Origin of the sequence: Methylovirgula sp., from assembly GCF_037200945.1 — a bacterium.
In the GTDB taxonomy this organism is placed as follows: Bacteria; Pseudomonadota; Alphaproteobacteria; order Rhizobiales; family Beijerinckiaceae; genus Methylovirgula.
This window is the reverse complement of the sequence record NZ_JBBCGP010000001.1, coordinates 1,362,633-1,384,219: the sequence shown is the minus strand read 5'-3', so window position 1 is coordinate 1,384,219 and position 21,587 is coordinate 1,362,633. Positions and strand designations below refer to the sequence as shown.

Here is a 21,587-nt window from a genome sequence, read left to right as displayed (position 1 = left end):
CAGAGCATGCAAACCGACGAACGTCTGCTCAGTTTTCAAGAGCGTCTCTTTGAAAAGCTTGACGGAAAAGTTCATAGTGGCGTTTTCAAAGGGATGAGAGTGATAAAAGATGCAAGTTGGTACGGCGGCCAAATACTTCAAAAATTACTTGGTGTCTATGAAACGGAACTTTCTGGCGACATCGAGAGGATGGTTTATAACAACCCAGAAGTAGTAATAAATATTGGATGCGCCGAAGGTTACTACGCCGTCGGTTTGGCCAAACGACTAAGCACCGCCAAAATTTACGCTTTCGATATCGAGATGGAGGCCCTGCGCATCTGTGAAAGAGCCGCGAAAATAAATAGCGTGGAAGATCGTTTCTATTTTCAGACCCGTGCTACCCGATCCTCGTTGGAGCCAATTTTGAGCAAGAATAAGAAAACTGCTTTTATTGTCGACTGCGAAGGTTGTGAACGGCAAATCTTCGAAGCCCTTTCAAATGATCTTTTGAGTTCGTCCATGATCCTCATTGAGTGCCATGATTTTGTCGATCCAGGCGTGACAGAATTCCTAGAACAGAAACTTTTCGCAACTCATTTGCTGCATTTTGTGACCAGCGAGGATCGTGATGCGCGCGAAGTCGAGTTGTTGGAAGACTGTGACGAGGAAATTCGTTGGGACGCGCTTTCAGAAGGCCGTCCTGAACAAATGCACTGGCTTTTAGCCTATCCGCGTAGTAGCGGTTAGTGGGAGTCAATGAGCCTGTCTTTTTTGGCCCAACTGGCTGAGTCCGGGCGATAAATTGTGGCAAGGTGTGGCATCGCTTCGGTAGGATGCCGGACTTTCTATAATGTCCCTGCGCGCCGCAGGAACAATTTAATCCCTTCCCTGCCTCGGTCCGCCCTCGTCAATCAGTTCTCGAGGATTGGAGTTCTGCAGAGGCGAGGTTCTCTGGATGCGTCTCGCTGCAGACGGTTAGGGCAGAGCCACACCCCCCGCACGGAGTATTGTTAACGACTTTCGCACGGTATTGCTCTTGAGGTACAAGAGAACGGCAATCGGTTATGCCGGCTAACTTGAGGAACGAAAAGTGAAAATCGCTATGGTCGGCTCAGGCTATGTGGGCCTGGTCTCGGGAGCCTGTTTCGCGGATTTCGGTCACAAGGTCTGCTGCATCGACAATGATCCCGCGAAGATCGAGGCGCTGAAGTCCGGCAAGATGCCGATCTACGAGCCCGGCCTGGCCGAACTGGTGATGACCAACGTCCGTCAGAACCGGCTGACATTCGCCGATGATCTCTCGGCTGTGCGTGAGGCCCAGGCGGTGTTCATCGCCGTCGGCACGCCGTCGCGGCGCGGCGATGGTCATGCCGATCTCACCTATGTCTATCAGGCGGCGCGCGACATTGCCGCGGCGATCAATGGCTTCACGGTCATCGTGACGAAATCCACTGTCCCGGTGGGCACCGGCGACGAGGTCGAGCGCATCATTCGCGAAGTGCGGCCGGACGCCGAATTTGCCGTCGTCTCCAATCCGGAGTTCCTGCGCGAAGGCGCTGCGATCGCCGACTTCAAGCGGCCGGATCGCATCGTCATCGGCGTCGAGGACCCGCGTGCCGAAGCCGTGATGCGTGAGGTCTATCGGCCGCTCTATCTCAACCAGGCGCCGATCCTCGTCACCAGCCGCCGCACGTCGGAACTGACCAAATATGCGGCGAACGCCTTCCTCGCGACCAAGATCACATTCATCAACGAGATTGCGAGCCTCTGCGAGGAAGTGGGCGCGAATGTGCAGGAGGTCGCGCGCGGCATCGGCCTCGACAATCGCATCGGCTCAAAATTTCTGCATGCCGGGCCCGGCTATGGTGGCTCCTGCTTCCCCAAGGACACGCAGGCCCTGATCAAGACGGCGCAGGATTATGGCGCGCCGATCCGCATCGTTGAGACGGTCGCGGCGGTGAACGACCAACGCAAGCGTGCGATGGCGCGCAAGGTGCTCGCGGCGTGCGGCGGCAACGTACGCAACAAGACGATTGCTGTGCTCGGCCTTACCTTCAAGCCCAACACCGACGACATGCGCGATTCGCCGTCGATCGCGATCATCACGGCGCTTCAAGATGCCGGCGCCAAGGTCAATGCTTTCGATCCTGAGGGTATGGACCAGGCGCGTCACTATCTGGACAAGCTGAATTATTGCAGCGACCCCTATAGCTGCTGCAAGGATGCCTCGGCGCTCGTCATCGTCACCGAATGGGATGCCTTCCGCGCGCTCGATCTCGACCGCGTCAAGTCGCTGTTGATCGAGCCAATTCTCGTCGATCTGCGCAATATCTATTCGCCGGACGAATTGCGCGGCAAGGGCTTCAAATACCTCAGCATCGGACGACCTAATCTCTAATTCAAGATAACAGGCTACGCAAGGGCCTTGGTACCCCGCTCTTTGAGGAGGTTTTCGAAATAGGCGATCGTGAGGATAAGGCCTTGTTCAAGGGAGACAACGGGCTCCCAGCCAAGCTGTTGCCGGGCGAGTGTTATGTCGGGCTGACGCTGCTTAGGATCGTCTTGCGGCAGGGGCCGCGTGACGATTCTCGATTTTGAACCGGTCATGGTGATGACTTTTTTGGCCAGCTCGCCCACTGAGAACTCCGCGGGATTACCAAGATTAATCGGACCGGTGAGATGAACTGGGGAATTCATAAGTCTGACGAAACCGTCGATCAGGTCGGTGACGAAACAAAATGAGCGTGTCTGCGATCCGTCGCCAAAGACAGTTATCTCCCTTCCGAGTAACGCTTGGCAGATGAAATTGGAGACGACGCGGCCGTCGTCAGGACGCATAAAAGGGCCATAAGTATTGAATATGCGCGCCACCTTGATCTTCAATTTATGCTGCCGGTGATAATCGAAAAACAGAGTTTCAGCGCAGCGCTTACCTTCATCGTAGCAGGAGCGGGGACCTACCGGATTAACATTGCCCCAATAGGATTCGGGCTGCGGGTGGAGGATGGGGTCGCCGTAGACCTCCGAGGTCGACGCCTGCATGATAGGAATTTTCAGCCGCTTCGCCAGACCGAGTGTATTGATGGCGCCGAGCACGCTAGTCTTCGTTGTCTGGACAGGGTCCAATTGATAATGGATCGGTGAGGCGGGACAGGCGAGATTGTAAATTTCGTCGACTTCGACGAACAGCGGAAAAGTGATGTCGTGGCGTAATAGCTCGAATCTTTCATTGCCGATTAGACTGGCAATGTTGCCACGAGTGCCGGTAAAAAAATTGTCGACGCAGAGGACTTCATGGCCCTCGTTAAGAAGATGCGTGCATAAGTGGCTTCCAAGAAACCCAGCGCCACCCGTCACAAGAATACGTTTTTGGCCAAGGAACATACGATATTTCTCTTCGACTCTGCTAATGCGGCAACATGCAGCCGTTACTTAGAAACAATAAGCAAGAAAAGCAAATTGACCTTAGCCTAAATTATCCAGTTGCGCTCAACACGGCTCTTACGCTCTTACATTCGCGTTCCCCCGCAGGGCACACTATCGGTGTCCCTGTACCGATTGTCCGTTCGTGGCCGCCTCGGCAGCGCAAATGAGTTCTCCTTATGATGAAACCAGAAGAGCTTTATGGTTCACTGCGTGACCTTCGCGCTTGAGCAGAACGTGGAGGCGCCGTAGCCAGCGCCGGTTCTTGAGCGAGCCAGATTATCCCGAAGGGCTAGATCATTCGGATACACGGAAATGCCTAAATCGCAAGGGCGAACAAAGTTTTTTTTGAACCGCAATCCCTCGCGCCGCAGGAACAGCCAAACGGCATTGTGCGACACGCTCACGCCGCGGGCCGCCAGTTCCTTCTTCAGTCCATGTAGCGTCAGATGCGGTGTCTGCTCGATCCGCTCGGCGATGAAAGCCCGGTGCGGATCGAGAACGCGCTTGCGATGCCCGCCCATCCTGGCCGGCGCGACAGAACCGGTTGACCGATACCGCTGCGACCACTTCACGACCGACGAGATCGCAACACTGAACCGCTCCGCTACCGAACGGCAGCTCTCGCCTGCAAGAACCGCCGCCACAACACGCTCCCGCAAGTCATTTGAAAGAGGTCCGGCCATTCGATGCTGGCCTCCGGCCCAGCCAGCATCTTGAATCACAAACCTCACAGAAAGGGAATCGTCCCGATTCTATAAATCAGTGAAACGCTCTAATGAGACCTGTGCGCGGGTCGCTGGACGAGGGTTGGCATTTATGATTCCATTGGTCTGAACAATGGATTGAGGAATGCGATGGCACGTCGGCGCATTGGTCAGGAGAGATTTGGTTTTGCCACTGATCGCGACCAACGCTCCTCGCTGGATGATCTTGTCGAACTGATCGACTGGACGCCGATCGATTGTGCCCTGCGTGTGATTTCCTGTGCTGCCAAGGGAGAGCCGGCCTGGCCGCCACTGTCGTTGTTCAAGGCGATGCTGCTTTCAATCTGGTACGACTTGTCAGACGTCAAGCTTGCCGAGGCGCTGGATGACAGAGGCTCGTTCCGACGCTTCTGCGGATTTTCGGTTTCGGAGCCGACACCCGAGCGCACGGCTTTTGTGCGTTTCCGAAAGGCCCTTGTTGGCCATGGCTTGGACAGGATCCTGTTCGAGGAAATCACTCGTCAGCTCAAGGCAAAGGCGATCCGTGTGAAGACCGGCACGCTTGTCGATGCGACGATCATTGCCTCGACCAGCGAGGGTGACGGCGAAGCGCATTGGGTCAAACACAAGGGCAGACCGGCGGTTCATGGTTTCAAGGCCCATGTCGGCGCCGATGCCGATACTGCCCTTGTCGAGGAACTTGCCGTCACGCCTGCCAATGTCAACGATGGCAGGGCTGGCCCCGATGCTCTGCCGGCCAATCCCGGCGAGGTGTTTGCCGACAGTGCTTATCGAGGAAGCCATTTCGCGGCGGCCGTGCGTGCGAAGGGCGGGACGCCTCGTATCGTCGCCACCGGCATGTGGGGCCGTGACGAAGCCGAAACATCGGCACGCCTTCATGCCTGGAACCGGCCCATTCACCGCATCCGCGGGCGGATCGAGACGATCTTCGGGACCTGGAAACGCAGCTACGGTCTTCGACGCATGCGATGGCGAGGACTTGCCAAAGCTGCTGTGCAAATCCATTTCACCGCCATCGCCTACAATATGAAACGCACGCTCACGATCGCCGCCAAGGCTTGAATCAAAGGCTTGAATCAAAGGCTTGATCACAAGAAACCATCCTCAATCGCGGCTCAACGGCTGTAGCGGGACAACAGTGCGGCGGTCGAAAAGCGGAACAACGATAACCACGCCAAAAGTCAGCTAATTCAATAATAAAGGCTGCCCGCGCACAGGTCTCCCAGCGACTCGCTGCGTTTTCCGCTTCGCCTCGTTGGGTAAATCCCGCGAGCGAAAAATCTGCCGTATCAAAGCGCTGCCATTTGTGCGAACCGCCGCCAAAGATCCCGGTCTCCTGCAAGGTGAGAAACTCTGGGTTTAAGCCGCCGCCGTCCAACCAAAGCTCGCTACGCGAGGAAGTCCCTTCCTAGGGACGGGAACATTATGCGTGAGGCCACAACTTATTTAAGATGTTCGAAAAGCGTTTTTCGTGCGGGTGCGACTTAGCGAAGAATCGAAGTGTCTCAGATTTGACCTTCCAACTCCCGTCTTGGGGACTTCGCATGAGACGATAGAATTTTCTATCCTTTACCGCTTCTTCGCGATTGGCAGCATCCACTTCCTTATAGTACCCCTCCAAATCGGCCGAGGCTTGCCCCTCTCGTTGGGTAAATCTCGCAAGCGAAAAATCGACCGTATAAAGCGCTGCCGTTCGTGCGAACCGCCGCCAAAGATCCCAGTCTCCTGCGAGGCGAAACTCAGGATTTAAGCCGCCGCTGTCCAACCAAAGCTCGCTACGCCAGAAAGTCCCTTCCTGCATGATGAAGTTCTTCCGTCTTCCATCATGCAAGCCGGCACTCAAATTTTTTCGAGTGAACTTCTGCTGTCCCCAAGGGGTGAAATTTCCTTTGTCATCTCGCCCTATGAAAGGGAGCCCGGTTAGCCATTCTACATTTGGAAGTTCATTAAAGATCGACGCCACGGTTGCCAGCGTTCCAGGCAGCAGCATGTCGTCGGAGCCAAGCCATGTCATAATCTGCCGGGTACGTATGCTTTTCGCGGCGCGGTTTATCGCGTCATAGATACCGCGGTCGTTCTCTGACGAGAACGTTACTCCCCGCGCGGCCCACGCCTCTGCAATCTTGCGCGTGTCATCCGTGGAGGAATTGTCTTGGACATGGACGTGAACGCGATGGCTGCCTGGCTGTGTCAGCAGGATGCTCGCCAAGCATCGTTCGAGATAATCCGCCGAATTATGCGTCGGGATTACGATAAAAAACTCTGACAAGCCGTTACCTCCGCATCCGATTTTCGTTTCCTAGGGACAAGGCTGAGTCGAGTCGCCGTCTGGCTTGGCTTATCACGCAGACTTGAAGGCAGGCGCCGCGCAAAGTAAATAGCAGGAGATACGAACGCATTCTTTCCCTGCGTCTCGGCCGGGCCGATACCGAACGATAGCGCTCAGTTAAGCGCCCCGCGTTCGTGGCACTCGTACTCCTTTGCCACCCTGCAACGTTGTCTATTGACCGCCATCGGACGGCTGCGGCGCGTTCGGACCGCCGCGCTGCGGCGGCACAGAAAGCTGCTGATCGGCCTTAGGGCCACCTTCGCGATACTCGCGCCACGTTTTAGCCGACGACGATGCAGCGAAATCAATTTCCCTCTGTATCTGGTCAAGCCCGGCATCGCTCTGATCACTGCGACCACGCCTGATCAAGAATATCGTGGGCGTGATGAAAGTCGGAGACCGTGATCTGCCCGGTCGGCTTCATTGCCCGGGCGTAGGTGTTGATCAGCGAATTGACCGCGATGCCGGGTCACTGCGACCAATCGGCGTCGGGGTGCATTTCCGTCGCACATGTGATGATGGAATTCATCACAGACGATCCTTGCATTCCTCGACCCATGCCCGGCGGCAGTAGTCCGCCGGTCTGGTAATAATTCTCGGCAGCCGCGTCGAGGGCCTGCGGACACAGGGCGCCTTGCGCATAAGCGCTTTTGTAGAGAGCCTACCCTTCCATTGCTAGAATAGCTTGTTGCAAATCCTTGAAACGCCGCGGCAATGGCGTCTGCGGGACGATTGGCTGGCCTCGGCCGTCCCCTTGCGAAGCTGCGGCCGCGCGCGCCGGTCCCGTTCTCGAACATGCTCATCGTCGAAGCCACCGCCTGCCGCATCCTCGGGTTGGAAAGATCAAGCCGTGTGTTGCGATCGAGGCCAAGGTTGCCCGCAACGGACGCGGCATAGTTCGCGGTATTGTTGCCGTCAAACGACGCACCCATTTATTGATAATACCCGAGACGGTATTGATACCGGCCTTCGAATATCGGCTAATCAGATTGGTGGCGGCGTTTAGGCGGTCCTGTCGATGTTGCCGGGCTTATCGTTTCGCAGACCGCGTGAGAGCAACCCGCTGCCCGGCAATTCGATACCGTTGCGCCGGGCATAGGCACCGAGAATCTTTCTGACTTGTTCCTGCTGATCGGCGTTGAGCGGCGCGCTGATCGACCTTCAAGGTGCGGGCCACATTCACCGCGGCCGTACCGCTGTTGCCCCCGGTCGGGAGCATCTGGCCGACCAAGGCGCCGTCGCGCGCGGCCGCACGGTTTTGACTGTCACTGTCAAACGAGGGCGCCGTGGTTGACCGTGCCGCAGCGGCGGAAGATTGCTGAGATCAGGTGGGGCCAGAGCGGGTGAACTTAGCACGGTCCCGCCGCCGGCCCCGCCAACCCCTGAAAGCATCGCGCCTTGATAGGTCGGCATCGGGAAATACAGGCCCACCATCGCTTAAGCCGCTGTCGCGAATTCGCCGAAATGCTTATCGGCTTCAACAAGATATTTTAAGTGAGCCGCGGCCAAGCGATCAAAATACCCGAAGTGATGTCGATCGCCTCCAAACCTGATTTCGGAAGGCCACTTGTTGCTATCCTTGTGCCAATGCAGCCCCTTGAGGCCACTGATGGCGCCCGGCCGAACACGCCTATCGCCCACATTCCGCGAGCGGGTCGCCTTACGAAGATTGCCCCATCGGCCGTTAGCTCTGTCAAGATCGCAATGGTCGTTTTTATCTTCGGGCCACTCACTGGTTGTATAAAAGCACGCGAGGCGCGTTCAGGTAGCATTTCCTTGAAATCTTAGTTTGGAGTCAGCCGTCTTCACGACTGCAACCCGCTCGCGCTCCGGCTTTAACGCAGATGGAACGATCAGCGCGCCAGCGAAATATTTCAGTCTCCGGATCGTAGGAGACAATCTCCCTCAAAACCTCAGCGGTCAGTGTGATCACCTCAGGTTAGCGCCCCCCGCACAGGGCATGAAAAAGCCGCCCGAAGGGCGGCTGCATCAGTTGAGACTTACCCGGCGCTCTCTGAGAGTTGCTATGTGCTGGGCTGGGACATACGCTAGCCATGCTTCGCCCGCTGCTTGGTAGCCCGCACACTGCTCGGCGGCGGAAGTGTCGCTCTCTACCAACTCCACGGACAATCGTACCGATCCCCTTCTAAAAGCTCGCTCGCGTCGCAACAAACTCCCCATAGGTATGCTCATCCCCAACGCATCCTCGCCTTCTTGACATCCAGAGTAGATATCTAACACGCGGCTATGCTAATTGTGCGCTATAGTAGTGAAGATTAAAAAATAGAGGTTGAGGGATTGGAGTTCCTATGGGCGGTCGGATTGCACCAGCAGCGTTTCTGGATGATACGCGACAAGAACTCGGCTCTGCGGAGCAGGCGCTTCTCCGGAGCCACGCCACGTCAGCAACGGACAAGGGATGGAACGCGCGCCTCTATCGCCTGCCGCGTTCCGAAAATCCGTTTCTTTGGTATCGCTATAACTCGCGACGAGATTGGTTTGATGGATGGGCGGATGCCAATGCCATGTTGATGCAGGGCACGATAGACGATTCACTTATTAAACAAGCGGCCGGCCTATGATGATATCTACTGCCTCATCTGCACAGTCTTCAACCGCAGCCTCTCGCCGTGCATCTTGCGCTGATATCGAGTTGAAACTATTTAGCCGCAACGGGCTTTCCGACGCCTCGCACCGAGCATGAAAAAGCCGCCGAAAGGCTGCGCGTTATTGTTTGATCGTAAATACGACCAATTCAGGCCGGCTTCTCAGCCGCATTCCTTCGTCGGTTGGCATGCTCCCATAGGAAAGGGCTATCCTTCCTTAAACCGATCGTGCACAGAAACTTGGCGCATTCCAGTTCAAGTCGCCACGGCATCTTCGCGGCAAAACCGCTCGGCTCCTCTTCGATGGGCGCCGGAGTTTCCACCTCCTCAGCGTCCTCACCGACAGGTGGCGCGACGGGGATGTCGTCATTACCAGTGGATGCCCGAAAACTTCGATCCGGCCCTCGTCAACGTCGAATGGATCACTGACGAACTCGCCATCCTTGCCAAACGCTGGTCGCGCAAACCCGCCAAACGCTCCAAAGCAAATTAAGCCTGCGGCCTTAGGCCAATGCTTACGACAAGACGCAAGTGCCGACTCATCATGAGAACCTGCGGTGAAAGAAAAATGATTCTTTTCGTAATCCGCGGTTATGTATCCGGCAGGCTGCCCTGCAAAGCGACCTCGGCCGCGTCTGGCGTCACCCACGAAAACTGCGGAAGCTGGTGTCGCGCAAAGGTGAATTGCCGTTTCGCATAGGCGCGGCTTTCGCGCTTGACGAGATCAGCGGCTGCGTCGAGATCGGTCTCGCTTTTGAGATGACGAAGCAACGGCGGCACACCCAGCGCTCGCATCACCGGCAGTGCCGGATCGAGGCCGCGGCGTTTGAGCGATGCGACTTCATCCAAAGCGCCGGACTGAAGCATTGTATCGAAGCGCCGATCGATCGCCACCCTTAGTGTATCGCGCTCCGGCGCAAGAAAAATCGCGCGGCAGGCGGAGATGTCGAGCAACGGCTTGCGTTTCGCGCCTTGGAAGAACGCGAGGCTCTCCCCCGTCGCAGCATGGACCTCCAGCGCACGCAAAATACGCTGCGGATCGCTTGGCCGCAGCCGCACGGCCATGATCGGATCGCGCGCCGCAAGTTCGGCGTGAAGTGCGGCGACGGACGTCCTCTCGGCCCGCGCCCGCCATTCGGCCCGGATCGATTCGGGCACGCGCGGAATCTCCGATAAGCCTTGAGTCAGCGCCTTGAAGTAGAGTCCCGTGCCGCCGACGAAGATCGGAAGCCGGCCTTCGGCGCGTAACCGCAGGAGGACCCTTCCCACATCTTCCACATAGCAGCCAACCGAATAATTCACGGCGCCATCGACGTGGCCGAAGAGCATATGGGGCGCGCGCGTCTCGTCTGCTGCGGTCGGCCGGGAAGTGAGGACACGAAGGTCGCGATAGACCTGCATCGAATCGGCGTTGACGACGGCCGCGCCCCAACGCTTAGCGAGACGCAACGCGAGATGCGACTTGCCGCTGGCCGTCGGACCTGCGATCAGAAACGCTGAAAATCTATTTTCCGCCATGGAAAATTCTTATGACTCATGGAGCAGCATTTGTCTGCGGTCGCATGCGACCAGCGCCAGCCGCGAGTGCAAGGACCTCGTCGTTCAGCCAGCGTCCGGCCGCGGCCAACCCGCCCCTCGCCGATAGGGGTTCCACCGTGATCGCGCACGAAGCGTCCATAAGTGCCAGTTTAACTGGCAGGCGACAGAGATCGCAGGGTGAGGCGAAGCGCGCGCCGTGGTTGCTGAGTGATTGTCGCACCAGTCCTGCTCGCCACGGGCATTACGCTCACTGCGGGCGATTCCCGTCTGCGTGGCACTTCCGCGTCTGAATCGTATCGCTTAACGAACTCGTTCGCGAAGTGTCGGGACGAGCGACACCCCTCGAATTAGCCTCGTATGCAGATGACGGTCTTTCCCTGGACATCTCCGTTGGGCAATCTATTCGTGTGACGGGATACGGCCAGACATTCGTGAGGAATTTCAATATATTGAGAACAAGCTTCCAAAACTTCCCGAGATTACGCACCAAAATATCCATTTACTTTCAAAGCTTCGCTGGAAAAATCTCGTCCAAGCGCATTAGATAGCGAATGGCAACGCTGGATTCAGAATGATTGTATGGCTCGCCTCGTATCCTCGTTCCGGGAATACGCTCTTGCGCACACTCTTATTGAGATGCTTCGAACTCAATACATACTCATTATATGACGACAGCGGCGACATCGGTGCGTGCCCGGAATTGCGATCTGCTGTTGGGCACGTTAACCACGGATTGGATCAGAAGAAGTTCTACAAACAAGCGAAGCGATCGAACGAAATATTCTTTGTCAAAACGCACGACGCGCCCCGCGATAATGCCAAGGCGATTTACGTCGTTCGTGATGGGCGGTCCGCCATTATCTCTTACTATCACTATATGAGAAATTTTGCTTCGAGCGCGACGGTTTCTGCGAGAGGCATTGTCGTGGGCGAATGTTTGTTTGGCTCGTGGGGCGAACACCTTAAGCAATGGACACCAATGGAGCGTCACGACACATTGCTGTTGAAGTACGACGACTTGCTCAGCAATCCCTATAAAGTCGTTGAAAATGTCTCTTCTTTTATTGGCCGCCCGATCGTCAGAGTCAGTTTTCCGTCGTTCGCTGATCTAAAGTCGACGAACGCAAATTTTTTCCGATGCGGCAATGACATTGAAAATATAGAACAGCTCCAAGGTGACGATTTGGATCTGTTCTGGCGCATGCACGGAGACTTGATGTTAAAATACGGCTTCCCGCACTCCGTGCCGACATCGAGTTAACCGGATGCGGCGAGTAGATCGAAGGCTTTGAGCCAAATCAGGAACCGTTCCCCTTTTCCCCGAATGCCCCAGCGGCATTCATAAAGTTACTCCTGTGCGTTCGCTCATCCCAAACTCGGCCCCGATCCACGGCAAGAAGTTGTCGATCTGAAAGTGTAGTGGGAGCGCCTCGTTAAAATATTAAGCTCGAGGCCACAACTTATTTAAGATGTTCGAAAAGCGTTTTTCGTGCGGGTGCGACTTAGCGAAGAATCGAAGTGTCTCAGATTTGACCTTCCAACTCCCGTCTTGGGGACTTCGCATGAGACGATAGAATTTTCTATCCTTTACCGCTTCTTCGCGATTGGCAGCATCCACTTCCTTATAGTACCCCTCCAAATCGGCCGAGGCTTGCCCCTCTCGTTGGGTAAATCTCGCAAGCGAAAAATCGACCGTATAAAGCGCTGCCGTTCGTGCGAACCGCCGCCAAAGATCCCAGTCTCCTGCGAGGCGAAACTCAGGATTTAAGCCGCCGCTGTCCAACCAAAGCTCGCTACGCCAGAAAGTCCCTTCCTGCATGATGAAGTTCTTCCGTCTTCCATCATGCAAGCCGGCACTCAAATTTTTTCGAGTGAACTTCTGCTGTCCCCAAGGGGTGAAATTTCCTTTGTCATCTCGCCCTATGAAAGGGAGCCCGGTTAGCCATTCTACATTTGGAAGTTCATTAAAGATCGACGCCACGGTTGCCAGCGTTCCAGGCAGCAGCATGTCGTCGGAGCCAAGCCATGTCATAATCTGCCGGGTACGTATGCTTTTCGCGGCGCGGTTTATCGCGTCATAGATACCGCGGTCGTTCTCTGACGAGAACGTTACTCCCCGCGCGGCCCACGCCTCTGCAATCTTGCGCGTGTCATCCGTGGAGGAATTGTCTTGGACATGGACGTGAACGCGATGGCTGCCTGGCTGTGTCAGCAGGATGCTCGCCAAGCATCGTTCGAGATAATCCGCCGAATTATGCGTCGGGATTACGATAAAAAACTCTGACAAGCCGTTACCTCCGCATCCGATTTTCGTTCCTTGCGCCTCCGCGTCGTGGCCCCAGCGCAAGAGCGAGCGTTTAGATGAACCACAGATTGTTGCTCACGTACTGGCCCCTTCGATGCTACAACAAGGGGGGCCGTTGTAGTTTGATTTGCGGTCGAGCGGTATCGTCGTCGAATGCCTCGCCCACCGCGCAAACTGCCGGCTAAACGTAAGACTGAAGAGTGCTTTTCAGCAAGCGTTTGAAGGCCCTCCTGAACCCAGCGCCCGACAAAAATTGGAATGGGTCACCTCCGCCTCGAGGAGTACCTCCTGTTCGCACATTATGTCTCGGTCGCATGCGGCGATTTCTTCGCCGCGGCGGGCCAGCTCGCTTTCGCGTTTTTTGAGCTTTGGTCCTCGCGCAGCCGCTCGTACGATCCCCTCGATCTGCGCGCCAATTGCTTGCAGATCCTTAAAGTTTGCCTCGCGGCGCTCTAGGTGTTTGATCCCAGGTTTTAATGGTGCAATCCTATCAGAAGACTCAAAGGATGCGCTATGGGGCAAGTTTTACACGGGAGCGCCACAACGACAGAGGTGGTCCGTCGAGCGATACAAAATAGTCAAGCGAGCCTGAGAGCCCTCGCCAAGCATTATGGGATCAATCAAAAGACCGTCGCCAAGTGGAAGAAGCGGGAGGCCGTTTCCGATCTGCCGACCGGTCCAAAAGCGCCGAGGTCCACGGTCCTTTCAATTGAGGATGAGGCGATCATCGTCGCCTTCCGGCGTCATACGCTGCTGCCGCTCGATGATTGCCTTTACGCTCTGCAGCCGACGATTCCACATCTGACGCGGTCATCCCTGCATCGCTGCCTGCTGCGGCACGCCATCAGCCGACTGCCGGAAGTGGAGGGCGACAAACCGGCGAAGAAAAAGTTCAAGAGTTACCCGACCGGCTTCTTCCACATCGACATCGCCGAGGTCCAGACCGCCGAGGGCAAGCTTTACCTCTATGTCGCGATTGATCGCACCAGCAAATTCGCTTTCGTGCAGCTGGTCAAAAAGACCGGAAGAACGTCGGCCTCAGCCTTTTTGGAAAGCCTCATTGAGGCTGTCCCCTACAAAATCCACACGGTGCTGACCGACAACGTCCTATCTCAGGAACGGAGACGAGAGAGCAGACAATATGCCTCTGTACACGCAAGCATGGGCTTGCGTGATCTCTTTTGTCAACTTCTGCGCACGCGTACTTCATTGAACTCCACTCCACTCGCAACATTCACTCTTCAGGCGGCATCCACCGGCGAAGGAAGTTCTCGTCCATAGCAAACATAGGGTCCAGCAAGGCGTGGCCCTGACCGTCTTCAATACGAGATACAAACCCAGGTGGAAGACCCAAGCATTATCTACAGGGTTGCGGTTGCACCCTCACGGCAGCTGCTGAGAGAGGTTCTTCCGCCTGGTACCGGCGCTTCGATGAAGGGCCGGTAATCGGAACCGCTTTTGATGACAGCGTGCACGACACGCGCCATCTTGGCGGTAATTGCTGTGAGCGCTTTGCGCTTGAGATCTGGATTGTCTCGATCTCGAGCGACATAGCGCTCGTATTTATCTCTGAAGCTATTGTCACGCTGGCGGATCGCGACCTGGCCGGCGATCCAGAGCGTTCGGCGTAATCGGGCATTGCCATACTTTGAGAGCTTGGTCTGGCCGCGGAAGCTGCCAGATTGCAAAGTCGAGAGATCGAGCCCGCAGAACTTCAGAAACTGTCGGTGATGACCGAACCGCCGGAGATCTCCCCCTTCGGCAATGATCGTCAGGGCGTTGATCGGACCGATGCCCGGAACCTGACGAAGACGTTGATAGTCCGCGTTTTCGCAAAGCAGGCTATCGGCGAGATTCTCGATCTCCCCACGTTGCCGGATCAGACCCCGAGCTTCGGCAAGCACCATCCGGAACATCTGAATGGCGGGAGCATCTGGCGGCAAGGGCAACCCGATCGAGGTGCGTGCCGTCTCGTAAATATCGGCGAGCAGACGCTCTTTAGAGACTTTCCGCCCAATCACCGCCCAAGCCGCCTGGAGGAAAGCCTCCTTGCTCAAGGCTGTGATACTCGCAGGCGTCGGAAACTGCTCAAGAAAAGCGAAAAACCAATCGCTCCGACTATTGCCTTTAAAGCGTTCGACCTCGGGAAAATAGAGCGGCAGATAATGCGTCAGGATCCGATGCTGAATCTCGGTTTTTGCCTTAGAGATTGTCTCATGTGTTTTTGAAAGTTCCTGCACATCATTGATCCCCGCTTTCAAAGGATCATGATAATGCTGTGTCGCGCCAATCCGCAGCATATGCAGGATGACCTGGGCATCCTTGGGATCGTTCTTGTCCCAGCTATTGTGGAGGGCCTCGCGCGTTCGCGCGAGCGCCATGGACGAGATCAGCCGAGCTTCAAATCCGGCTTCGATCAGACGCCAGGCCAGAGGTCGATGATAATTGCCGGTAGCCTCAAAACCGCAGACGATCGGCCGCTCGTAACGTAACAAAGTCTCGACCAGGCGGTCATGTTCGGGCCGCGTGTTCAGCACGCTCAGCCGACGGCGGCGTTGCTGGGGCCCGGCCTCGATGAGGACTTCATTGCGGGCTTTGGCGACATCGATGGCTACCAGGACGGTATTGTTCGGAATAGGCTGTCTATTGGTCATGACCGGCCCCTCCGGAATGAGGCTTGAACACCACCATTCTAGAGGCATATCGATCGGCCATGGCCGCCTCGCGCGTCGCGTGCTTGCTGCTTGAGGGCAGCACGCGCCGCTTGGTCGGCGGCTCGCTCATCCTTCCTGAGGTGCTACGGCATCCAGTTCACATTCCCTCCACGCTACGCGGACGGCCCGACGGCAAGATATATGACGCACATGTTCGACATGCGCTGCATAGAAAACGGAATCGAACATCGACTCACCAAAATCAAACATCCCTGGACCAATGGTCAGGTCGAACGCATGAACCGGACAATCAAGGACGCGACCGTCAAACGCTATCATTACGAGAGCCACGCCCAACTCGAAAAGCACCTCATCGACTTCATCAACGCCTACAATTACGGCCGCCGCCTCAAGACGCTGAAAGACCTCACGCCTTTCGAATATATTTGCAAAATCTGGACAGACGACCCAAAAAGATTCAAGCTAAATCCGCTCCAGAAATCCTTGGGACCAAACACCTAGAGCGTCGTGCGCGGAACAGCTCTTCTCGCTCGGAGTTAATTCCGATTGGGTGTTCTTGAGATGCTACTAAGTTCCACCGATTCCCTCCGCGAGCCCTTCCGCTTCGACCGTTGCTTCCTTGAATGCCGAAATCGCCAAACGGTCGCGGACTATCGGCGCCTTTGGAACACCACGCGGAATTCGCGGATCGAGTTCGGAGGCAGCGTCAGCCGCCCACCTGTCTTGGGCTGCTATGTAGGCATTTTTGATGCCGCATTTGCGCTGGATTCTTTTCAGGATTTTGCTGATCGACATTTTCAGCATCGATGGCCCGCGGAAACCGTCCCTTTTTGTACGGCCGGATATTAGCGATCGGTTGTGACGTCAGCTTTCAGCTCCCGCAGGATCGAAATGATCCGCTCTCCTGGAAAACTCGATCGTCTCATGGCCCGGCCCCGCCATTGGTCCGAAGTCCATCTTTCTTTTGAAAATTGGGGGGCCACTGCATATCAAATTCCTCCTCAATGCTAACGTGATTTCAACGGATTTGCGCGCTTCCTGAGCTACCGACATCTTTCGTGAGCGATGAAATGACTGAGTTTAAAGCCTGGACCTATGCGCAGGCTCGAGCCTTTCTTTGGCCAGCAGAAAAACTCCCTGCAAGCTGGGTCCCTGGTAATCCGCCACCTCGGCCTTTTCGGACTCCGGTCGATGACAGTATCGAGGAATTGCAGTTGGCGGGACGGCTGCGTGATAAAATCCCGCCATTTGCAGCCGGCGCTCAGGGTCAAATATCTAGAAGAGACGACCTCAACGAATTTTGTCCTTTCCGAGAAACAAGATCTCACTGGATTCCCTTCGCGCTGCAGGTGGCGCGACTGGAGGAGGAAAGGCATCAGCGGCGGGTGAGCATCCGTGGCCGTCTAGACACTGATATCGAATCCGCTTTAGAGGCGCTTAAGAATTTCGTCCATCATGACGTGCATGAGACGGCCGGCGTCGAACGCGCGCTCCTCTCCCCTCCGACCGCCTCGCTCGACACCGAAGTTATGGAAAACCAGCTCGTCCGGGACTTGCCTGAAGCGGAACAGAAAGTGATCGGGCGCCCGCCTACTAACGAAGAAGCAGAGATGTTCGGTGATTTCCTTCTTGTTCGCCGGGCTATGGCGGCGAAAGAAGCAGCATCGAACGCACGTGTCGAAATCAGCGCATTAAAATCGGAGAGAAGGCTACTTTACGTCCCTCGGGCCGACTTCAATCAGTGGAACATATCATTTGTTCATACACTTGGGTTTGCATGGCGACGATTTACCGGAGTCGACCCGTCGCGCGCGCCGGAGAGCCCGTTTTCGCGTTTTGTTGATTCCGCCTATCAAAGCCTCGCCCGGGATGAAGAGCTATTCTGGAACCACCCATGCCGATTTGTCGCAGAACACTATGCCCGTGATTTCTCTTACGTCGATAGAGACCCGCCGCTGGTAAGCAGGGCCCTCCCGATTTGGGAAGAAATTCTGAAGGCATTGTTAAAGCGAACTAATAATCCGCTCGACAATCGCGTTTGAATGCAAAGGCGGCGTTAAATTTGTGCCGCCTCGTCCTCATCTTGCCGATCGATATACAGACTCGAAGAATGCGCCATTAGCGAATTCCGAAGACTGGCGAGCGGATTTGGCCGAATGAACTGCGCAAACAATCTGAATCGCATCTAAGTACGACGCGCGCTTCTACCATACATAGTAGCGCCTCCAATTCGAACGCCTAGAGCGGGTGAGGCTACGCGCCTGAAATCGATTTTCTTGCCGCTTCCCTGACCAAACGTGACCTCCAGACTCCAAGCGCACATAGGGCTCGGCGGTTCTTCCGCGAACTTACGTCATGAGAGCTAAATGCGAATTTAGCGCATTAGCTCTCATGGAAGAGAACCAGCAAGCCTGACAATGTGACCGCCATAGGGTTCGCACCCACGAAGTAAGCACACGGTCCAACTCGAGGCCCCCCAGCTCGACAGCCTGATTAAACTACCCCGCTCTTCAATGCCTTACGGCACAAACCTGACCGCAACATCCATACCTTGGGTGATCGCAGCTGCGCGCATGCAATAGCAACAGCGATCCGCCCCCACGACAAGACAAATTGGCGGTAGCACACCATGCCACGCGGAATCAAACTTACAGAGCCATACCGGACGCTGGAGCGTCATGCCACATCGAAAGAATGGCATGGTATTCAGCAATACGCGGGTCGGCTATCGGCGCTCGGAATTAAGCCCAAAGACATCACCAACTCAATTCTGACGGGCCAGCTTTCGGAGATCGTGTCTGGCGGCGCATCGTCGGCGCTCCGGCTCTATCGCACAAACCAGTTCATTAACGCCGTGAATTCCTTGCGCGCGCGCAAGCCGTGGCTCGGCCTTCCGCGCCTGGCACGAATCCCGACCCGCGGCGACAAGCGCGAGGCACTCCAGAACAAACTGCTCGACTCCTATCGCGTCGAGTTCGGCGAAATCCTGAAAGAGATGCCACCCGGCTCACGTGAAACTTTCGCGAACTGTTTCTTAAACATCGGGCTCGCGCTGCAAGCCGCTGGATATAGCCAGTTCACGGTGGCGGATCTCCTTAAATCCGAGTGTATAAGAATCGCCTTGCGTTCTTTTGGTCCCACTCGCAAGGCAAGTGCAAGCCGCAGTGTCGCTCTTACGCTGCTTAGGCATCTCGCGAACTATTATGCCGATGACGATGCTCTTGAGCGCCTGAAATACTTTCGCACGCGAATCACGCTCCGGGCACACGGCATCCCGAATCACATATTACTGCGGCTCACGCCCTATTACGATCGTGCGGAAATCGCGGCCATCGCAAGAAAAGCGCGCCTTGCAGTTGATCGTCTTGAAAAAGTACAAAACTTGACGAAGCCCGTACTCTACGCGGCGCAAGCAGGCATCATCCTCGTCATTTCGATTTTCTGTCTATATCCATACGCCCTTTTGAAGGACCTTCGTCTCGTACAAAAACGCGGCTTAGTGCGCCTCGTCGACAAATCTGGTCGCGAGGTCGATTCCAACTGGCCTAAGCCAGTTCGAGCTATTATTCGCCGCTACCACAATGCCATCGCTGATCATCTCGATACCAGGAGTACCGGCCTGTTCGTCACGCTCAAGGGTCGTGCACGGAATTGGAAATCAGCTACGCGTCCACATACGCGGTACGTGATGCGCAAATGGGGCATCACCCTGCCCCCGCGTTACATACGGCTCATCGGCGTCATACAGCTCCTTTTTGCGAATACGCCGCATGACGAGATCTGCGCTCGCGGAAAATGGAAGTCTGTCGAGGCCTTCAATTTCCATTATCGGCAGCTAATACGCGACATCAAGGTTCTACGTGATGCGGAAAATTCCGATGACGACGAAGATGTGTAAGTCCATGCCAGCCCCCTCACACGGTGGAACGAAACCAATCCATGCGGTCCCCTTCACAAAGTTGAGTTATGCCGATCACCGCCTACTCGTCGATTGCGGGAAACGAATAGCTAACTCACAAGGTGAGGCCGAAAGGATGGGCTACCATTGGCGTCGACATGTGTCATCTATCGAGCGCTGCTATCCGGATCGTCTCGCCCTTTCCCCGAGCAAGCGATATAGCGCGGACCTCATTGATGATTACGTATCCCATTCCCTTCGTACCACAAGCCATAAGGCAGTAGGTGACGCCCTACGACACATACGTCAGATTTACGATACGTTTTATCGCGATGTTGATCTGAGCCGCTTAAACTACCGGATTGAGCTGTTGGGATCACCCAGCGGAAAATCGAGGCGCCGTCGCACCATTCCTCTTGACGACCTGCCTCCCCGCTTCGCAAAGCTAATCGAACCACTCCTATCCGGGCCGCCGCTGAATCCCAACGCGTCATACGCCGAGCAGCAAGCCTTTAGGACCGCTCGGAGAAAAAGAATGGGGACTCGCTATACGGCCTGCGGCTTTTGGGGTGCTCTTGAGCGCGCGGGCGTCGCCTGGCGCCACCGCCCCCCGGCCTCGTTGATTTGCCCCGATTTTCTTGGAGTCTGGCGTGCGGATATCGGAAATTCCGACAACCGCCATAAAGTGCTAGATCGTTATCGGGAGTTAAGCACCGCGATGGGGGCGCTCGTCTCCCCGGCAGCGGCTGCAATTATCGATAAGCACGCCGAAAGATTTCGAGCAGAATCCTCAAGTTCGCAATGTAGCACGCGGATCGACAAGAACGAAATAACCTCAGATGATAAATTATTGTATGACGAATTGCAGATTCTCAATACATCCCTCGCCAAAGACGACCTCGATCGCGAGCCCGGCGAACCCAACTCGGTAGAACTGGATAGGCAAAAGCCGATCAGGGATGCCTACCGCGCCTTCCAGCGATCATTGATGAAACACGCACCTGAAATTTGGCGTCAGCCGCGAGACAAGCGCGATATAAAACGAGCCGTCAATTTTTACATTGAAGATTTGCGTCTTAGATGCCGGCCGCGTACTGTCGCCAATCACCTTTTTTTGCTGCAAACCGCGCTTCGCCATATCTCCCCTAACAGGAAATATTATTTCCTTTCCGCTCGCATAAAAGAGCTACGAAAAAGCGACCCCGCGGCCCCGCCAAAGAAGCCCGACATCTCAAGCAAAGAACTGAAAGATATCGGCGCTGCCATGCTTGAGGACGCTTGGCGTCGCATTCAGGATTTACGTCTCTGCCCCTATCGCTATTGCCCGTTTGGTCCCCTGGCGGAACAGTTCCGGGATGGGCTGATTATCGTTATCTTCGCGAACCTGCCACTGCGCGTCAGAAATCTTTCCGCGCTGGTGCTGGGCATCTCCCTCCAACGAAACTCTCGGGGGAGATATACAGTCGTATTCCCTCCAGAACTGATGAAGAATAATAGGTCTTATTTTCAGAGCCTGCCGCGGGCGGTCTGTAAATTGATCGACCGGTATCTGAGGCCCCTCGAAGCGACGCGTTACATGGACTCAACATCCGTGCGCGAGCTTATCTGCCCATCCAGCACTTCGGACGCGCTTTGGCTATCACGGCAGGGTGGCGGACTCCATCGCGGCTCCATTAAACGCATTGTTCCTGAGGTCATCTTCAACCGGACTGGACAACGGATTTCTACTCACAAGTTTCGTCGGATCTTAGCCACAGAAGCATACGAAAGGGATCCCGACAGCATACTCGTTTCCGCGTTGCTCTCGCATATGCAATCATGTTCGAAGCTACATTACATCGACCCTGAGGTTCGAGAACGTCGCTTTGCTGGTCGTCAGATCACCCTCGAGAAAATGGCCACACAATGTCTCAGCCGACGGTCCCGTGTTCGGAGCCTCGCAGCATGAGGAGCGTTACGATATTGCGTCAGCGGGGGGCTGATTTATTGGGCTGAACACCGTAATCACCGCCTTTGACAAGATCGCTTCTTACAGTCGAGCAATACGAATATCGAATAAGAAGCCTCTAGCAGGCTGCTGAAAAATTGCGGTGCTTCAGGCG

The 21,587-nt window shown here is 55.6% G+C and carries 15 protein-coding genes and 3 pseudogenes; 12 read left to right on the top strand and 6 right to left on the bottom strand.

Going from position 1 to position 21,587, the window contains the following annotated elements:
- Positions 1–6: 6 nt before the first annotated feature.
- Positions 7–729, top strand: a complete 723-nt coding sequence (locus WDN02_RS06795; protein WP_337292770.1) for a 50S ribosomal protein L11 methyltransferase — start codon at positions 7–9, stop codon at positions 727–729.
- 343 nt (positions 730–1,072) lie between these two features.
- Positions 1,073–2,380 (top strand): UDP-glucose/GDP-mannose dehydrogenase family protein, encoded by a 1,308-nt coding sequence (locus WDN02_RS06790; protein WP_337292769.1) that lies wholly within the window; start codon positions 1,073–1,075, stop codon positions 2,378–2,380.
- Between the two features lie 14 nt (positions 2,381–2,394).
- Here WDN02_RS06790 and WDN02_RS06785 read toward each other — a convergent pair whose 3' ends face one another.
- Together WDN02_RS06785 and WDN02_RS06780 are read right to left on the bottom strand one after the other, a co-directional pair.
- Positions 2,395–3,366, bottom strand: coding sequence for a UDP-glucuronic acid decarboxylase family protein (locus WDN02_RS06785; protein ID WP_337292768.1), 972 nt, complete (start codon positions 3,364–3,366; stop codon positions 2,395–2,397).
- Between the two features lie 383 nt (positions 3,367–3,749).
- Positions 3,750–4,091, bottom strand: a pseudogene (locus tag WDN02_RS06780) (transposase); the annotation flags it as partial.
- Between the two features lie 171 nt (positions 4,092–4,262).
- Here WDN02_RS06780 and WDN02_RS06775 point away from each other — a divergent pair.
- Positions 4,263–5,195, top strand: coding sequence for an IS5 family transposase (locus tag WDN02_RS06775; RefSeq protein ID WP_337292767.1), 933 nt, complete (start codon positions 4,263–4,265; stop codon positions 5,193–5,195).
- Positions 5,196–5,556: 361 nt separating this feature from the next.
- Here the strand turns inward: WDN02_RS06775 and WDN02_RS06770 are convergent, their stop codons facing one another.
- Positions 5,557–6,402 carry a glycosyltransferase gene (locus WDN02_RS06770; RefSeq protein ID WP_337292766.1) on the bottom strand — a complete coding sequence of 282 codons (846 nt, stop codon included), beginning with the start codon at positions 6,400–6,402 and terminating at the stop codon, positions 5,557–5,559.
- A 2,369-nt stretch (positions 6,403–8,771) separates the two neighbouring features.
- On the opposite strand from WDN02_RS06770, the gene WDN02_RS06765 reads away from it, so the two are divergent.
- Together WDN02_RS06765 and WDN02_RS06760 are read left to right on the top strand one after the other, a co-directional pair.
- Entirely contained in the window at positions 8,772–9,044 is a 273-nt protein-coding gene (locus WDN02_RS06765) for a hypothetical protein (RefSeq protein ID WP_337292765.1), read from the top strand.
- A 118-nt stretch (positions 9,045–9,162) separates the two neighbouring features.
- Positions 9,163–9,561 carry a hypothetical protein gene (locus WDN02_RS06760; protein WP_337292764.1) on the top strand — a complete coding sequence of 133 codons (399 nt, stop codon included), beginning with the start codon at positions 9,163–9,165 and terminating at the stop codon, positions 9,559–9,561.
- A gap of 98 nt (positions 9,562–9,659) precedes the next feature.
- Here the strand turns inward: WDN02_RS06760 and miaA are convergent, their stop codons facing one another.
- Complete coding sequence (miaA, locus tag WDN02_RS06755) at positions 9,660–10,586, bottom strand: tRNA (adenosine(37)-N6)-dimethylallyltransferase MiaA (RefSeq protein ID WP_337292763.1); 927 nt, start codon at positions 10,584–10,586, stop codon at positions 9,660–9,662.
- Positions 10,587–11,178: 592 nt separating this feature from the next.
- Here miaA and WDN02_RS06750 point away from each other — a divergent pair.
- Positions 11,179–11,868, top strand: coding sequence for a sulfotransferase domain-containing protein (locus WDN02_RS06750; RefSeq protein WP_337292762.1), 690 nt, complete (start codon positions 11,179–11,181; stop codon positions 11,866–11,868).
- Positions 11,869–12,048: 180 nt separating this feature from the next.
- Here WDN02_RS06750 and WDN02_RS06745 read toward each other — a convergent pair whose 3' ends face one another.
- The gene (locus WDN02_RS06745) at positions 12,049–12,894 is read right to left on the bottom strand and encodes a glycosyltransferase (RefSeq protein ID WP_337292761.1); all 846 of its coding nucleotides are present in this window, start codon (positions 12,892–12,894) and stop codon (positions 12,049–12,051) included.
- Positions 12,895–13,170: 276 nt separating this feature from the next.
- On the opposite strand from WDN02_RS06745, the gene WDN02_RS06740 reads away from it, so the two are divergent.
- Together WDN02_RS06740 and WDN02_RS06735 are read left to right on the top strand one after the other, a co-directional pair.
- On the top strand, positions 13,171–13,368 hold the full coding sequence (locus WDN02_RS06740) for a hypothetical protein (protein ID WP_337292760.1): 198 nt from the start codon (positions 13,171–13,173) through the stop codon (positions 13,366–13,368).
- A 57-nt stretch (positions 13,369–13,425) separates the two neighbouring features.
- Positions 13,426–14,016 (top strand): annotated as a pseudogene (locus tag WDN02_RS06735) (IS481 family transposase); the annotation flags it as partial.
- A gap of 257 nt (positions 14,017–14,273) precedes the next feature.
- Here the strand turns inward: WDN02_RS06735 and WDN02_RS06730 are convergent.
- Complete coding sequence (locus WDN02_RS06730; RefSeq protein ID WP_337292759.1) at positions 14,274–15,566, bottom strand: IS110 family transposase; 1,293 nt, start codon at positions 15,564–15,566, stop codon at positions 14,274–14,276.
- A 207-nt stretch (positions 15,567–15,773) separates the two neighbouring features.
- Here WDN02_RS06730 and WDN02_RS06725 point away from each other — a divergent pair.
- From WDN02_RS06725 to WDN02_RS06710, 4 genes and pseudogenes are all read left to right on the top strand, one after another.
- Positions 15,774–16,088 (top strand): annotated as a pseudogene (locus tag WDN02_RS06725) (integrase core domain-containing protein); the annotation flags it as partial.
- Between the two features lie 569 nt (positions 16,089–16,657).
- Positions 16,658–17,629 carry a hypothetical protein gene (locus WDN02_RS06720; RefSeq protein ID WP_337292758.1) on the top strand — a complete coding sequence of 324 codons (972 nt, stop codon included), beginning with the start codon at positions 16,658–16,660 and terminating at the stop codon, positions 17,627–17,629.
- 587 nt (positions 17,630–18,216) lie between these two features.
- Complete coding sequence (locus tag WDN02_RS06715) at positions 18,217–19,485, top strand: hypothetical protein (RefSeq protein ID WP_337292757.1); 1,269 nt, start codon at positions 18,217–18,219, stop codon at positions 19,483–19,485.
- Between the two features lie 535 nt (positions 19,486–20,020).
- Positions 20,021–21,433: a hypothetical protein gene (locus WDN02_RS06710; RefSeq protein ID WP_337292756.1), complete on the top strand. Its 1,413-nt coding sequence runs from the start codon at positions 20,021–20,023 to the stop codon at positions 21,431–21,433.
- The last annotated feature ends 154 nt before the right edge of the window (positions 21,434–21,587 follow it).